Source organism: Microcystis sp. M061S2 (assembly GCF_020245605.1).
GTDB lineage: Bacteria > Cyanobacteriota > Cyanobacteriia > Cyanobacteriales > Microcystaceae > Microcystis.
Genome location: NZ_JADBUP010000097.1, coordinates 16,618 through 30,785, shown reverse-complemented (window position 1 = coordinate 30,785; position 14,168 = coordinate 16,618). Strand labels below are relative to the sequence as shown.

General features: G+C 42.0%; 14 protein-coding genes and 3 pseudogenes. 9 read left to right on the top strand and 8 right to left on the bottom strand.

All coding sequences use genetic code 11. The annotated features are described in order from the left end of the window. Nucleotides 1–8: 8 nt before the first annotated feature. From IM475_RS16640 to IM475_RS16615, 6 genes are all read left to right on the top strand, one after another. On the top strand, nucleotides 9–386 hold the full coding sequence (locus tag IM475_RS16640) for a phosphomannose isomerase type II C-terminal cupin domain (protein ID WP_061431867.1): 378 nt from the start codon (nucleotides 9–11) through the stop codon (nucleotides 384–386). Nucleotides 387–434: 48 nt separating this feature from the next. Continuing rightward, nucleotides 435–986 (top strand): bifunctional adenosylcobinamide kinase/adenosylcobinamide-phosphate guanylyltransferase, encoded by a 552-nt coding sequence (cobU, locus tag IM475_RS16635; protein WP_002736797.1) that lies wholly within the window; start codon nucleotides 435–437, stop codon nucleotides 984–986. 5 nt (nucleotides 987–991) lie between these two features. Next, a complete protein-coding gene (locus tag IM475_RS16630) occupies nucleotides 992–1,435 on the top strand; it encodes a class I SAM-dependent methyltransferase (RefSeq protein WP_287728334.1) in 444 nt (147 codons plus the stop codon). A gap of 104 nt (nucleotides 1,436–1,539) precedes the next feature. Beyond that, nucleotides 1,540–2,130, top strand: coding sequence for a 3-isopropylmalate dehydratase small subunit (leuD, locus tag IM475_RS16625; protein ID WP_002740602.1), 591 nt, complete (start codon nucleotides 1,540–1,542; stop codon nucleotides 2,128–2,130). A gap of 101 nt (nucleotides 2,131–2,231) precedes the next feature. Beyond that, the gene (locus IM475_RS16620; RefSeq protein WP_002737666.1) at nucleotides 2,232–2,408 is read left to right on the top strand and encodes a hypothetical protein; all 177 of its coding nucleotides are present in this window, start codon (nucleotides 2,232–2,234) and stop codon (nucleotides 2,406–2,408) included. Between the two features lie 169 nt (nucleotides 2,409–2,577). After that, on the top strand, nucleotides 2,578–4,650 hold the full coding sequence (locus IM475_RS16615; protein ID WP_287658550.1) for an AAA family ATPase: 2,073 nt from the start codon (nucleotides 2,578–2,580) through the stop codon (nucleotides 4,648–4,650). Nucleotides 4,651–4,679: 29 nt separating this feature from the next. Here IM475_RS16615 and IM475_RS16610 read toward each other — a convergent pair whose 3' ends face one another. The 3 genes and pseudogenes from IM475_RS16610 to IM475_RS16600 form a co-directional block, all read right to left on the bottom strand. Continuing rightward, the gene (locus tag IM475_RS16610) at nucleotides 4,680–6,917 is read right to left on the bottom strand and encodes an FUSC family protein (protein WP_287728333.1); all 2,238 of its coding nucleotides are present in this window, start codon (nucleotides 6,915–6,917) and stop codon (nucleotides 4,680–4,682) included. Nucleotides 6,918–6,973: 56 nt separating this feature from the next. Then, the gene (locus tag IM475_RS16605; protein WP_287658554.1) at nucleotides 6,974–8,419 is read right to left on the bottom strand and encodes an Ig-like domain-containing domain; all 1,446 of its coding nucleotides are present in this window, start codon (nucleotides 8,417–8,419) and stop codon (nucleotides 6,974–6,976) included. 288 nt (nucleotides 8,420–8,707) lie between these two features. Then, a pseudogene (locus IM475_RS16600) lies at nucleotides 8,708–8,950 on the bottom strand (photosystem II q(b) protein); the annotation flags it as partial. Between the two features lie 226 nt (nucleotides 8,951–9,176). Between IM475_RS16600 and IM475_RS16595 the strand changes: the two are divergent. Continuing rightward, on the top strand, nucleotides 9,177–9,404 hold the full coding sequence (locus IM475_RS16595) for a DNA-directed RNA polymerase subunit omega (RefSeq protein WP_002761217.1): 228 nt from the start codon (nucleotides 9,177–9,179) through the stop codon (nucleotides 9,402–9,404). 28 nt (nucleotides 9,405–9,432) lie between these two features. Here IM475_RS16595 and IM475_RS23015 read toward each other — a convergent pair. The 3 genes and pseudogenes from IM475_RS23015 to IM475_RS16585 all read right to left on the bottom strand — a co-directional run. Then, nucleotides 9,433–9,618: pseudogene (locus IM475_RS23015) on the bottom strand (hypothetical protein); the annotation flags it as partial. Nucleotides 9,619–9,671: 53 nt separating this feature from the next. Then, nucleotides 9,672–10,328: a DUF3782 domain-containing protein gene (locus tag IM475_RS16590; protein ID WP_287728331.1), complete on the bottom strand. Its 657-nt coding sequence runs from the start codon at nucleotides 10,326–10,328 to the stop codon at nucleotides 9,672–9,674. Nucleotides 10,329–10,575: 247 nt separating this feature from the next. Beyond that, nucleotides 10,576–10,699, bottom strand: a pseudogene (locus IM475_RS16585) (Uma2 family endonuclease); the annotation flags it as partial. Between the two features lie 380 nt (nucleotides 10,700–11,079). On the opposite strand from IM475_RS16585, the gene IM475_RS16580 reads away from it, so the two are divergent. After that, nucleotides 11,080–11,502, top strand: a complete 423-nt coding sequence (locus tag IM475_RS16580) for a SufE family protein (protein ID WP_046663438.1) — start codon at nucleotides 11,080–11,082, stop codon at nucleotides 11,500–11,502. 4 nt (nucleotides 11,503–11,506) lie between these two features. Here IM475_RS16580 and IM475_RS16575 read toward each other — a convergent pair whose 3' ends face one another. Beyond that, nucleotides 11,507–12,058 (bottom strand): ferric uptake regulation protein, encoded by a 552-nt coding sequence (locus IM475_RS16575; protein WP_061431859.1) that lies wholly within the window; start codon nucleotides 12,056–12,058, stop codon nucleotides 11,507–11,509. A gap of 105 nt (nucleotides 12,059–12,163) precedes the next feature. Between IM475_RS16575 and IM475_RS16570 the strand changes: the two genes are divergently transcribed. Next, nucleotides 12,164–13,429, top strand: a complete 1,266-nt coding sequence (locus IM475_RS16570) for a DnaJ domain-containing protein (RefSeq protein ID WP_287658556.1) — start codon at nucleotides 12,164–12,166, stop codon at nucleotides 13,427–13,429. Here IM475_RS16570 and IM475_RS16565 read toward each other — a convergent pair. Then, nucleotides 13,382–13,996, bottom strand: coding sequence for a molybdenum cofactor guanylyltransferase (locus IM475_RS16565; protein WP_287658572.1), 615 nt, complete (start codon nucleotides 13,994–13,996; stop codon nucleotides 13,382–13,384). The genes IM475_RS16570 and IM475_RS16565 overlap by 48 nt on opposite strands. Nucleotides 13,997–14,168 lie beyond the last annotated feature (172 nt).

Sequence of the window (14,168 nt, the reverse complement as noted above, 5' to 3'; positions counted from 1 at the left end):
CCACCGCCATGGATGACTTAATTAATGCTCCCTCCCCTTCTCCCCAAGACCTAGAAATGACGAGGACTCCCCCCTGGGGAACGGTGACGGTATTGGAGGAAGGTCCGCGGTATCGCATCAATCGCATTGTCATTAAACCCGGCCATCACATGAGTACCCAAATGCACTACCATCGCAGTGAACACTGGATTGTCGTCTCTGGTACAGCGCGGGTAATTTGTGATGAAAAAGAAACTCTCCTCAAACAAAAAGAATCTACCTATGTTCCCATGAATACCCGTCATCGGGTGGAAAACCCCGGTTCTATTCCTTTGGTGATGATCGAGGTGCAAAATGGCGAATATTTAGGAGATGATGATATTCACCGTTTTGATGATCGAGAATAGGACAGTTTTCTCCTGTATATACTTTAGTTATTTGCCAAAATCTCGATCGTGGATGAAAAAATTATCCTAGTTACAGGGGCCGCCCGTTCTGGGAAAAGTGAATGGGCCGAATATTTAGCCAAAATCAGCCAAAAACCCGTTATTTATATCGCCACCTCCTCGGTGGATGAAAAAGATCAAGAATGGTGCGATCGCATTGAAAGACACCGGCAGCGACGTTCCCCCCAATGGCAAACCCAAGAAATTCCCCGACAATTGAGCGAAACTATTGATAATAGCCCATTTACTCACTGTTTGTTAATTGATTCCCTCGGTACTTGGGTAGCCAATTGTTTAGAAATGTCGGCAGCTGAATGGTTAGAAATTAGCGATCGATTCTTGTATTCCCTCAAAAATGCGGCGGTTGATGTTATTCTGGTGGCGGAAGAAACCGGTTGGGGTGTGGTTCCCGCTTATCCCCTCGGTCGTCTGTTTCGTGATCGTTTAGGCGATCTCTGTCGTAGAATTGGCACAATAGCAGACGCGGTTTATCTAGTTACCGGCGGCCATGCTCTTAATTTAAGTCAATTGGGTCAGTCTTTGTCGATAATTGGGCAATAGAGAAGATGAGCAACGATTATCAGCGTCAAGTGATTGATTTTTATGCCCGTCGTCACGATTACGATAACGATTTTACCGAAGCTCGCGCCCTTAAATTAGTAAATTATCTCTATTTACAAAAAAGCCAATCTGTGCTAGACGTGGCAACGGGAACGGGATTTATTGCGGTCGCAATTGCGCCAAAAGTAAAAAGTGTCATCGGGGTTGATTTGACACCAGAAATGATTGCCAGAGCCGAAAAAAAGCTAGAAGCATTAAATATCGAGAATATTGACCTGATTAACGCCGATATAGCTGCCATTGACTTTGCCGAGTCTAGTTTCGATCTGATTACCTGTTCTCTGGCGATTGCACTTTTCCCCGATATCCCGCAAGTGCTGGCAAAATGGTATCAATGGTTAAAAAAAGGCGGTTCGGTCGCCTATCGGCTGCCGAAATTGCGACTCTAGTGAACAATTATCGCCGAGAAATCCAGAAAAATGCCACCGATCAGGGGGTATGGCAAGATGCAACCACCTTTTTTATCACTGCTAGTAAAAGTTAGAAAAAGATCATGAGTCAAGTTAAAACCATCTCCGGACGAGCTTTACCCTTGCGAGGCAACGATATTGACACCGATCGCATTATTCCGGCTCGTTTTTTGCGTTGTATCACCTTTGAAGGTTTAGGCGAACAAGTGTTCGCCGATGATCGAGCGGCTTTACAGGGGAGTCATCCTTTCGATCTACCCCAGTACCAAGGGGCGAAAATTCTGGTAGTCAATGGTAATTTTGGTTGTGGCTCTTCTCGGGAACACGCACCGCAAGCGATTTTACGTTGGGGAATTCAAGCAATTATCGGGGAAAGTTTCGCCGAAATATTTTTTGGCAATTGTATCGCTAATGGGGTTCCCTGTGTCACTGCCGAGGCTAAAACCATCACCCATTTACAGGATTTAATTGCAGCTAATCCCGAAATTCCCGTCGATCTTTCTTTGACAACCATGACAGTGGAATGGGGGGATTTTGTCGCTACCGTCTCTATGAATGAAGGTTCCCGACAGATGTTAATAGAAGGGGGTTGGGATACCTGCGGACAGCTGTTACAAAATCTCGATCTGATTCAATCTACCGCCCAAAAGTTACCCTATTTAAGTTTCGTTTAGGGAAACAATCTAGGCTGAGGGTGCGTTAGTAATAGATTAACGTACCCCGGCAAGGATTTTGTTTGCAATGCAGCGGCTGTAAATATTAAAAAATCTGCCCTATGACTAATCCTGATAATAATCTCCAAAATATCCAAGAACCGATTTTAAACGCTCCCGAAGATGTGCGAAAAATCATCGATCGAGTTTTAAAATTGGAAAGAGATAAGTTATACCAGCGCAATCCTCGCAATATCAATGATGATGTTTTAACGATTATTAAAGAAGTAATTCAATAATTAGCTTTTAGCTATCAGGAGTCAGGAGACAGGAGTTAGGAGTCAGTAGTTAGGAGATTAGTTTTATTTATTCTCCCCTCTCCCATCTCCCCGCTCCCCGCTCCCTTCTCCCCACTTCATAATTCATAATTCATAATTCCCACTTCCCCATTATCCCCTCTATCGAACTATGAAACTACTATCAATAAAGTTATGTAATTTTCGACAATTTTATGGTAAGACTCCTGAGATACATTTAGCGGCGAGTTCTCGCAATACGACGGTAATTTATGGCAATAATGGGGCGGGAAAAACAACAATTTTAAATGCTTGTACCTGGGTTCTTTATGAAAAATTTACAGCAGCTTTTGCCGAACCAGAGTTATTAGTTAATAAACGGGCAATTACGGAAGTAACCACGGGAACTTCCATAGAATGTTCCGCAGAAGTAAACTTTGAACATGAAAATAAACGCTATCAGGTAAAACGAAAATTTTTCGCCTACCAAGATGTAAATAGCAAAATTAAATACGGTTCAAATAGTTTATATATGCTCTACGCTGGTGATGATGGCAATTGGTACACACCCAATCAACCAGCGGAGGATATTATTAATCAAATTTTACCCGAAAGTTTACACCGTTATTTCTTTTTTGATGGCGAATATATCGATCATCAATTCCGCAGTAGTAGCCAAGGTAAAATCGCCGAGGATACAAAAGAATTATTGGGAGTTAAAGTATTAGACAGAGCGATCGAGCATTTAAAAAAAGCCAAAAAATCTTTACAAGATGATCTTAAAGATTTAGGGGAATCGGATTTAAAAAAGTTATTGAAACAGGAAAGTAAAATTGAGCAGGATTTAGAGAAGTTAAAACAGCGTCAGCAGGATATTATTAACCAGTTATCCCAGCAGGAAGAATTAAAAAAAGCCGTCACTAATCGCTTACTAGATTTAAGTGGTGCCGAGGAATTAAAACAGTTAAAAGAAAAATTAGAACAACAGGAAAGAAATCTGCGGCAAGATTTAGTCAGAACTAAAGATAAATTAAAGAAATTAATTTCTCAGCAAGCTTATCAAGTCTTTTTAAAAGGAATTAATCAAAATTTTCAGCAATTAATCGATCGCCTACGACAACAGGGGGAATTACCCAGTGGTATCAAACAGCAATTTGTCCAACAATTATTAGAGCGGAAAAAATGTATTTGTGGCCAGGAATTACAGGAAAATAGCCAAGCTTATTTACAGGTGGAAGACTGGATGAATAAAGCAGGAATGGCCGATGTGGAAGAAGCGGCCATTCGCTTATCTTCCACAGTCAAAGAAATGGATAAGAGGGTCTTAGATTTTTGGCAAGAAGTGGATAGTTATCAAGCTAATATTCACCAGTGGCGCTTAGAATTATCTTTGGTAGAATCAGAATTAGATGAAGTTCGGGATAAATTTCGCCATTATCCCGATGAAGATATTAAAAATCTGCAATCTCGCTTAGATGCGATCGAGGATTCCCTAAAAGATTTACGCTTGGAACAGGGCAGCAATAAAAATCAACTAGATATCTATGAAAAAGAGTTAGAATCCCTGCAAAAACAGGTACAGAAACAGCAACAAAAAGAGGAAAAATATAATTTAGGACAACGACGTATTTTAGCGACTCAAGAGGCAATTAATCGCATTAGTGAGGTAAGACAGAGATTAGAAAATCAGTTTCGTTTGTCCTTAGAAAAACGGGTACAGGAAATCTTTAACTCAATTTCTTTTACTCCCTATATTCCCCGTATTAGTCCCGATTACGAGGTAAGATTATTAGAAAATACGACAGGATTCGCCATTCCCGTGGCAGCTTCCACCGGAGAAAATCAGATTCTCAGTTTATCTTTTATCGGGGGAATTATCGATCGAGTGCGAGAATGGAGTCAGAAAAATACTTTGATGGGAATTGATAGCAGCACTTTTCCTCTGGTGATGGATTCCCCTTTTGGTAGTCTTGATCATATCTATCGTCGGCAAGTTGCGATCGCTATTCCTAAATTAGCCAATCAGTTAATTGTTTTAGTGACAAAAACTCAATGGAGAGGAGAAGTAGAAACCGAGATTTCTCCCTATATTGGTAAAGAATATGTGTTAGTTTATAATTCTCCGAAAGCGGATTGTCAAGAGGATTTAATTAATCTTCATGGTGTTGATTATTCTCTAGTGAAACGCAGTCCTAATAATTTTGAATATACGGAAATTATCGAAGTTAATCGATTTTCCTCCTGACTGCTAAATTCTGTTGTTATAACTAAATTTTAACTTCTAATAAAACGATCAATTGCTGTGTTCATTACCCCAACACGACTGGATAATTCCACAAGTTCCGTGGTGACAATATTATAATCCCCTAAATATTTATGGAGATTAGTTCCCTCTTTTTGATGGGCAATTTCTACTAACCTTTCCTCTCGCAATTCTTGCAAATGATCGAGGATGCTTTCTAAAGTATCTTCGAGGGGAGGTAAGGGAAGAGGAGGATTATTTGTTTGCAAAGCTTGGGTTAATTGCGTCAAAGCTTGGGTTATTTGTTGCGTGAACAGACTTAGATTAGGATGGGGAGGACTACCGCGATATTGTTCCAATTCCGTCAATAAAACTGTCACCCCGCGACCAAAACGAGGAATATAATTACTTAAAGTGATTGCCGGTTCCATTTGTGGAAAGGGTGTGCTAGGATCATCAATTAATCGTTGTAGGGCCGTTTGCATAGTTGTATTTGCTCGTCGAGCTTTATGGCGATGGGAAGATAAAATTGCAGTTTGATAGGATGATTCTCCTAAATAAACTGCCATAACTGACTGAAAATATATTTGATTAGCTTCTAATGCTTTAATGGCAGCGAGGGAAAAACGTTCATCTTCATTAAACCGTAAAAAACCGAAGGAAAGTGCAAAGGCTAAAGCACTACCGATTAAAGTATAAACTATTCTGATATACTCTAAATTAATACCGTCATTGCTGGCATCCAGACGACTGATGATTAAAGCAAAAATTGTGATAAAAAATACGGCCAAACTATAGTGAAATCGCACCAAAGTTAAAGCGATCGCTATAGAAATCACTCCAATAATTTCTAACCAGATCGGATTATCTATAATTCGCAACAGTGCCAAAACAAAAAACGAGCCTAAAATCGTGCCAAACACCCGATTAAAAAAGCGTTGAAAAGTCAAGCTAAAATCTGGTTTTAACACAATAACTAAGGTTAAACCAATCCAAAAACTATGGGTAATTCCCAGCTTATTGTAGATCAACACTCCTACGGCACTTCCCAAACCCAAACGTAAACCATGGCGAAATAGGGGCGATTCTAGATTAAAATTAGATCTTAATGGTTCCCACCAAGCTTTTTCTTGACCGTACTCTTTTTCTATCCCTTCAAAGTTCCGCTGCCAGAGATTTTTTTTATCGGAAAAGTTCTCGCTTTGCCGCAAATGTTGCGCTGTTTCACTGGCTATTTTTAGCTGTTTAGATAATTTTTTTAAACGATTATTTAATTGCGAAATTGCCACATAACTGCTATAATCATCCTGGGCATTTTCTAAAACTTTAGCTTGCAGGTTTTTTTGTTGCTCGATCGCCTTGAGTAATAGCTGCAAGCGCTCACAATCCGGTTGTTTATTTCTACCCAAAATTAACCAGGCAATATCTTCGCTAATTTCCGCCACTTGCACGAGAATATCTTCTAATAAAATACCCACCGTGGTCAGTTGTGGCAAGGGATGAAGATGAAGCAATTCTCGCAGCGCAATTAAGCTGGTATTAATGCGATCGCTATCTTCAATCAAGACGATTAACAATTCCCGCAGCTCACTCTTTCCCCAACGTCCCCGACGCGTCAAGGTGACAGTTTTCCTAGAACGGAGCAACAGTTGCCGGATTTTGTTAAAAGATGGCTCCTCATTAGCATTAGAACGAGAGTTTAAGGGCAAAGAGCGGAGATAGGTGGCGATACCATGAAAATTTTCCGCCGTTACCTGACGTAAAGGCTGATTAGGGCGAAAAGGCCAGATAAACAGGGCTAAAAAAATTGTCCATCCCCCTCCCAACACAGCGATTCCGGCCCGTTGTAAAGCGACGATAATATCTCCCGATGGCAAAGAAACAGCAAAAAGCAGCAATAAACTAATTACTACCCCAGCTAACGCCCCATTTTCCCCGTAAACTGTCAAATAACCCGCTAGAAACAACCCGCAAAAAACTATGACTACGGTCAATCCTAGCCAAGCACTGGCTAATGTGCCGATAATCAAAGCTAGAGCCATCCCGATAGTCGTAGCGACCAGGGTTTTCGCTCTCAGGCAGTAAAGCCCCCCCACATCGGCTAAAATCAAGATTTGAGCCGCTAAACCGACCATTAACCCCAATTCTGACTGATTTAAAATATCACCGATAATAATCGGTACCGCGAGCGCCAATAAAGTCCGAATCCCCCGCTCGATCTCGATATCGCCACTAGGACGGAATAAAAAAGCAAATCGCTGAAGTAGCATAAATTCACTGAAAACTTAACTCTGGAACCTGATAACATAGCTACCGATCAATAATTTTAGGGCAGCCAACGGGGTTTAAAACCGGCGTTGAGTTCTTGCGGTAAAATTTTCGGGGTGCTATCGGGACTGAACTGATCAGGAAGTGGTAATAACCAGAGACGACCATCGGCAATGCTCGACCCCTCCCCGGTGACTAAATCATTTCTGACTCCAAAGGGTGTGGTTGCTAACTGATCAAATAATAAGGCCACGCCATCGGGAGACATACTCATCTGCACGTCACGATAATTAGGTAAGGCCAGCAGGGGCATCATTTTACCCGTTTCTAGCTCAATAATCCCTAAAAATGGTTCTTCTTTCACTTTGCCATCGCTGCCCATAACCAGATCGCTTTTCAGACAGTAAAGGGTTTTTTCTTGTCGCGGTTCAAATTCACAGCTAATAATCGGATTAGCTGTTCTTAATAGTAGTCTTGACTCTCCCTGATCGTTGAGCAAAAATAGCGATCGCTGATTATCCGCTTCTGATTTCACCATTAATTTTTGGCGACCATCCTGGGAAAAAGCGAGTATTTTTTCGTAGGTGGGCAAAAATTGCGATTTTCCCGCCTGGACATCCAAAGGAATCACCGCTACCCCTCCCGTTTGACTGACAACCGCTTTTTTACCGTCGGGAGATAGTAAAAAATTATCCGCTTGTATTCCTAACGGTCGCGATTGTCCATCATCACTGATTACCCATAAACTGGCATCCCCCGGATTACTGTGATTGATTCTCTGCACGATTAGGGTTTTGCCGTTATCTGAGAGATCAAAGCGCAGATTTTGATAGGTTTTCGCATCTAAAAACCTTTCTATACGACCACTGGGCAAATTTTGACCATGTTCGTCATGATTTAAACCCGTGGTAATTGTGTAAAGTTGCTGTTTCGGGGTATCCCGTCCTAAGTCAGAGCGATCGAAGGCCGAGAATAAAATTCTCTCCCCCCTCGGATAGATTTGAAAATCCGTGACCACCAGATCCCCAGGGGTAAGGATGGTTTTTTTCAGTTCTGTGACGTTATTTGCCCCCTGAATGATATTACAGACGATTAAACGGCCTCTTTCCTCTTGGTTGACTCCAATATAGGCAAAAGCTCGATCGTGGGTGTAAAATTCCCCGATAAAGTCCTCACCTTGGGCAATGAGTAACTTTACTTGATATTTTTTGCCGTAGATAGGCAATTCCGTCAAGGTATAGGTCAAGCGATCGCCAGACCAGCTAATTTTACCCGGCAAGGGAGGATCGATCACCAAGCTGGTTTCCACGTCCGAACGGTCAATCGGTCGATTAAAACTTAAAGTAAAATAATCGTCCCTAACGCCGATTTTTCGCCCTTGCCAGCTAAAATTCTCCCCTCGCGTAGGAACTTGATTTCCCTGGATCAAAATCGACGATATTGCGGCAATTAAAGCCAAAATAGTCGCTAACACTAAGCGATCAAACCAAGCTAATCTTTTCATCAGTTATCAGTTATCAGTTATCAGGAGTCAGTCAGGAGGCAATAGGCAAAAGGCAATAGGCAATAGGCAATAGGCAGTTTTATTCTCCCCACACCCCACACCCCACACCCCACACCCTACACCCCACTTTCTTATCAGCTTTAGTAATGATTGTCATCGGTTTTTTCAATCGAATAAATAAAAACGCCCCCAAAAAGGAAGCGTTTTTTAACTTATCATGAGGACTTAGCAAAATGTGTGCAGAGTTAGAACGCGGATGTTGGATGGGGATCCAGCATCTGTTTATTTTTAACCATTGATCGCCGCTGCCGTCAAGGCCATGGGGATAGCATCACCGGAAGCTAAATCGAGGGGGAAGTTATGAGCGTTGCGTTCGTGCATTACTTCAAAACCAATGTTAGCGCGGTTGATCACATCCGCCCAAGTTGCGGTCTCGCGTAGCGAGCGCGTTGCGACCGCACGTCCCAGGGAATCGATAATCGACTGGTTAAAGTTGAAACCGTTGAGGTTAAAAGCCATGGTTGAGATACCTTTTTTGGGTTTATTTATTTCAAAAATTATCTCTTTATTTGTATATTTTTAAACTTGTCTTAAATTGATTTAAGTTTTGTAAAAAGTAGTTGACAAAATCTGATCGAGATAAAGGATAACCCTATCCTTAAAGTTGACAAAATATGGTAAGGTGGACTGAGTAATAAAACTTATCACTAAAATCAGTGACAAGTGCCAAATTCACCAGAGAAGGCTAAATATAACTATGTCCAAACGGTTTAAATTCGACTCCTCCGAGATGATTTATCTCACCGATAAACTGATGAATGCGGCCAGCAATCGTTACTCGATCGTCGTGCAAGTCGCTAGACGGGCCAAACGCGTCCGCTACGATACCGTAGAAAATATCGATGACCCGATGATTAAACCCGTCCAACGGGCCCTGATGGAAATGACCGACGAATTAACCGAACCAGAATTATTACGCGATTAATCCCCTAAAATTGCCGGAGAACCCACCCCTAAATTTCATCGGGGTTGATACCCAGTGATCTTAGTCTTTCCGCTAGTCGTTGGGCTTTTTGTTCCGCTTCCTGTTTGGCTAAACGTTCTTGCTGGGCGATCAAACCTGCTTGACTGGCGATCGCCGCAGCTGCCCTCGCCCTTTCCTCTGCGGTTAAATAACGATTTCCCGATACTGGGAAGAAGGCGATTTTTGTCTAGGAAAGGTTAACCATAGCGATTGTTTTGACTAGGGAAATTACCAAGTATTCGGTTGAAAGTCGGCATCATTAATAATGACCACCGTATCCCCGGAGGGTTTAATCACAAATAGACCTTTTTTATAAGCGTATCGATCGATCCCCTCGTTGATTTCAATTCCCGCCACCGCACCGTAAGCTTGATAGTTTTGATAATGGGGAAAAGCGATTTTAAAACGAGTCAATTTTTCAATAAATTCATCCACATCATCTTTAGATAATCTAGATTTACATTCCACCACCACGAGATCGGTATCATCTACCGCTAGAATATCAACTTCCATGGCGATGCCCTGACGCTTGACTCTAGCGCGGGGATAAACTTCTTTAATATCGATGCCTTTTTCCTGAAAAAGCCGTAAAACCGCCGGTTCTACCAATTCTTCCACAAATCGACCCCAGCGAGTGGTGAGACTATCTACCGCTTTGCTGGTTCGTTCAACCGTCCGTTTCAGTTCTGCCATCGAGCGATCGCTTTCTAGCTTAGATTCGGCGAGGAGGTTCTCTATTTCGACTCTATGGCGATCGTATTCCGCCTTGGATTCGGCAGCCCGGCGATCATATTCCGCCTTGGATTCGGCAGCCTGGCGATCATATTCCTCGGCGGAAGCGCGGAATAGCTGGTAAATATCCTCAAGAGTTACCGGTTCATTCATAGACTTACCTCTAAAACACCCCTGATCATTTTAGCGATTCCGTCGAGAAGCCAGACGAGAGCCAGAGAGCAAAACGAAAAAAATATTAAGAATTATTTAAAAGACTTGACAAATGCGAAGGGTTAGGGTGAGTTTTCTCTGGAATTTACTTGCTTCCAAAACTTGCATAATCCTTACAACGCTCAAAGAGCTTGATCTTAGATGAAACTAACGATTATCGGCATTTCATCTGGGGTTGCCTTCGCGACATAAATGCTAATAAACTGAGTAATAGATGGGGAATGTCGTTGGTGTAACTGGTTATCCACCGGCGTTTCGTCAGCACAGGGCAATTCTTCGGCACTGGGAAGAAGGCGATTTTTATTAGACATCTCCAAAAATTATAACCCAGTCATAGCTTGCTTTTAGTCTGCGTACTAATTAGATAGTTCGATAGCTGAAATGTACATCTATCGTTGCTAATTTAATTTTACTGAAAAAATATGAGGCAATTAAAATAATTTTTATTCAGGTAGATTCCTTAACTAGAAAGACTTTTAGTCTTGAGATAATATTAGGTCGAGGTCTATTGTAGGAAAGGTTAACCATAGCTCCTGCAAGCGTGGTGTTTGATTGATGCCAATTCTAGCAGATAGCCTCCAGACCCTCTGACCAAGGCAGTCCTAGCCGCGATAACCACAGCGCTCAACTTCCGCGAGAATGCTAATATAAAAAAGCTATTGGCTAATTTTTTCTTATTTTAACTTGCAATATGCTCCCGTCTAATCTCGATCGCATCGTCGAACGCCTCAAACGTCGTACCGATCCTAAGCAAAAATACGAACAATTACTAGCTTTTGCTAAAAAACTAGAACCAATACCAGAATCTGCCAAAATACCCGCTAATAAAGTTCATGGCTGTGTATCCCAAGTTTATATCACTGCCGACCTCGAAAATGGCCAGGTTTGGTACAAAGGGGATTCCGACGCGCAATTAGTCAAGGGTTTAGTTGCTTTGTTAATCGAGGGTTTAAATGGACTGACTCCCACGGAAATCCTGCAAGTCACCCCGGATTTTATCGAAGAAACCGGTTTAAAAGTCAGCCTTACCCCTTCCCGCGCCAACGGATTTTATAATATTTTCCAATTAATGCAGAAAAAGGCTCTCGGTTTTCAGTTGGGAATGTCCGCTTAGATGTCTAGTTTTCCGGTTCTGGCTCCTTTGATTCGGGAATCTCGCAGTTTTGGAAACGAGTATCCACCAGCGAACGCGTACAGCACCAATTACTCGGTATTCCCGACGGCCAACCCATCCGCAAAGCTTCCGGACAGATAGCCATCACCGTTAACTGACAGTCAATTAACTGAAAACCCTCTTTCTCACACTGTTTGAGACTGTGTTTGAGAATAGAATCATTGTTAAATTCGATGGTTTTATTGCACTGAATACAGACCAAATGATGATGGTGGTGGGGATAGGGTTGATTGAGTTCGTAGTGTTTATGACCTTCGGCCAATTCCAACTCCCGCAAAATTCCCATCCGCGACATTAGTTTAACACTGCGGTAAATCGTCGATAAACTAATTCCTTCCCCCCGTTTGTCCAGTAATTCCTGCAATTCTTCGGCACTGAGATGATTGCCTTTCGGTAAATTCTGGAAAACGTGCAGAATTTTCTCTCGCTGGGGAGTTAAGCGCCACCCCCGCGCGTTGAGTTCCGCTTTCAGGGAGGAGGCAGTGTAGGCAGACATAAGCGATCAACTCTCAATAAAAGCTATTTAATTGACAATGATAGTCGTTTCGGCAAGCCATTGGCAACAATTTTCAGTAGTTGAAAATTCTCCCCCCATTCGAGTATGAAAAATTACTATGAAATCCTCCAAATTCCCCGTAATGCCAGTAATCATCAGATAAAAGCCGCTTTTCGTCGTCTGGCCCGGCAATATCACCCCGATTATAATCCCGATGATCCAGAGGCAGTCAGAAAATTTCGGGAAATTGAACAAGCTTATCGGGTTTTGAGCGATAAAGAGAAAAGAAAAGAGTATGATCGCAATTTATCCCCAGAAATACCCACTTTTCACCGCAGTGCCGAGGATTTTTATCAACAGGGATGGCGCTACGCTCAAGAGAGAAATTATCAATTAGCGCTCGCATTTTACCAGCGAGCGATCGCAATTAATCCGCAATTTTGGCAGGCCTATCTGCAACGGGCGGAAGTTTACTACTATAATCAGCAGGATCGGCAAGTTTTGAGCGATTGTCGCCAAGTTTTGCAGTTAAAACCCGATTGTTCCCAAGCTTACTATTACCTCGGTTTATCCCGGCAACGACTCGGTTACACCCAATCCTCCCTAGAAGCTTACCGTCAAGCAATCGCCATTGACCCAGATAACCCCCAATTCTATTATCAAAGAGGATTGGCTCTAGAGGAACTCTCGGAACTGCCGGCAGCACGAAAGGATTTCCAAATAGCAGCCAAAAAATTTAAGCAACAGGGAAATTTTCGCCGCTATCATGCCATTGCCAATAAATTAAGAGACCCTCAGAAAAGTTATCGACAACGGCAATCGATCAAGTGGTCAAAAACTCTTTTTATTGTTTTTAATTTGCTGAAAATCTCTTTTTTATCTTTGCTCAAACCCAAGACCGGTCTAGCAGAGGCTTTTTTAAAGTTCAACCGTAATCAGGCTTTGGCTATGGGTGTATTGGCAGCAATCATCAGCAGTTTTTTTATCGCTTTGACTTGGCAAAACTGGACAGTTAAATCTGATTTTTTACTGTTATTAGGCTGGGCAGTATTTCCTTTTATTATTCTGACTTTATCTAGTTGGTTGGGCAGAAAATTAAGTAATAAATATGGTAGTCTCACCGGCGATATATTTTTAGGTGGCTTGATAATTTTGCCCTTTTCCCTCGTCATTTTGCTCACTTCCTATTTATCCATAAATGGCGATATTATCGGCGCAATTATCGGTGTAACTGGCGGTTATCTAACCGGAATGCTCTACTATGGTTATCGCCATTTATCCAATATTTCTTCGCCGATCTCTTTACTTTTACTCCCTTTTGTGCTAGGTTTTCTTACGGTTAATATCTGGGGAGTTTATTATTATCTCTAAATCTTCTGGGGTATTACAGTTAAATAAAATCTCGGAATTATCGATAATTAATTTCTCCACCACGGAGACATTTAACCATTTTTGAAAAGAAGTTCCCCCTTGCTGAATATAAGTCTGCAAAGATTCTAAACAACGACGATGATAAAAAGCACAGAGAGGTTCCCAACGCTCACCGCAGCGGGGAACCAAAGCCATGGCATTTTCTGGTACAGTGGCTAATAATCTTGACCATCCTTGAATAATTGGGGGCGTTAGTAAAGGTAAATCGCAAGGGAGCAATAAAACCCAATCGGTTGATACAAAAGTTAATCCCAAGGCAAAGGCCAATAAAGGCCCCCTAGTGGGGAGAGGTTCCTTGATTATCCGGCAGTATTGGGGAATGATCAGTTCATAACGTTCCGGCCAAGGCGTGATCACAGACACCTGTGCGGCACAATCTTGGGCAATTAAACAGATATTCTCCAGAAAAGAGAGACCCTGAAAAGATAACAAAGCTTTATCTCGTCCCATCCTGGAACTTTCGCCACCAGCCAGAATTAACGCCGTTAAAGCGGTAAAATCACTCATAATAACCAGTTCTATCGGAAAAATACGATGATTAATCACGCTCCTTTCTGCGATCGCAAATTAGGCCAAATCCGTTTTTAATAGTATGATTAACTCCCAATCTAACTTTAAAAACCCAATTGCAGGATTAAGGATAAACCACAGAGGCACAAAGGACACGGAGAAGAAGACA

Excerpts from the sequence above, each read along its gene's own strand:
- IM475_RS16640 (WP_061431867.1), top strand. The coding sequence starts at position 9 with ATGGATGACTTAATTAATGCTCCCTCCCCTTCTCCCCAAGACCTAGAA.
- IM475_RS16630 (WP_287728334.1), top strand. The coding sequence starts at position 992 with ATGAGCAACGATTATCAGCGTCAAGTGATTGATTTTTATGCCCGTCGT.
- leuD (WP_002740602.1), top strand. The coding sequence starts at position 1,540 with ATGAGTCAAGTTAAAACCATCTCCGGACGAGCTTTACCCTTGCGAGGC.
- IM475_RS16620 (WP_002737666.1), top strand. The coding sequence starts at position 2,232 with ATGACTAATCCTGATAATAATCTCCAAAATATCCAAGAACCGATTTTA.
- IM475_RS16615 (WP_287658550.1), top strand. The coding sequence starts at position 2,578 with ATGAAACTACTATCAATAAAGTTATGTAATTTTCGACAATTTTATGGT.
- IM475_RS16610 (WP_287728333.1), bottom strand. The coding sequence starts at position 6,917 with ATGCTACTTCAGCGATTTGCTTTTTTATTCCGTCCTAGTGGCGATATC.
- IM475_RS16605 (WP_287658554.1), bottom strand. The coding sequence starts at position 8,419 with ATGAAAAGATTAGCTTGGTTTGATCGCTTAGTGTTAGCGACTATTTTG.
- IM475_RS16595 (WP_002761217.1), top strand. The coding sequence starts at position 9,177 with ATGTCCAAACGGTTTAAATTCGACTCCTCCGAGATGATTTATCTCACC.
- IM475_RS16590 (WP_287728331.1), bottom strand. The coding sequence starts at position 10,328 with ATGAATGAACCGGTAACTCTTGAGGATATTTACCAGCTATTCCGCGCT.
- IM475_RS16580 (WP_046663438.1), top strand. The coding sequence starts at position 11,080 with ATGCTCCCGTCTAATCTCGATCGCATCGTCGAACGCCTCAAACGTCGT.
- IM475_RS16575 (WP_061431859.1), bottom strand. The coding sequence starts at position 12,058 with ATGTCTGCCTACACTGCCTCCTCCCTGAAAGCGGAACTCAACGCGCGG.
- IM475_RS16570 (WP_287658556.1), top strand. The coding sequence starts at position 12,164 with ATGAAAAATTACTATGAAATCCTCCAAATTCCCCGTAATGCCAGTAAT.
- IM475_RS16565 (WP_287658572.1), bottom strand. The coding sequence starts at position 13,996 with ATGAGTGATTTTACCGCTTTAACGGCGTTAATTCTGGCTGGTGGCGAA.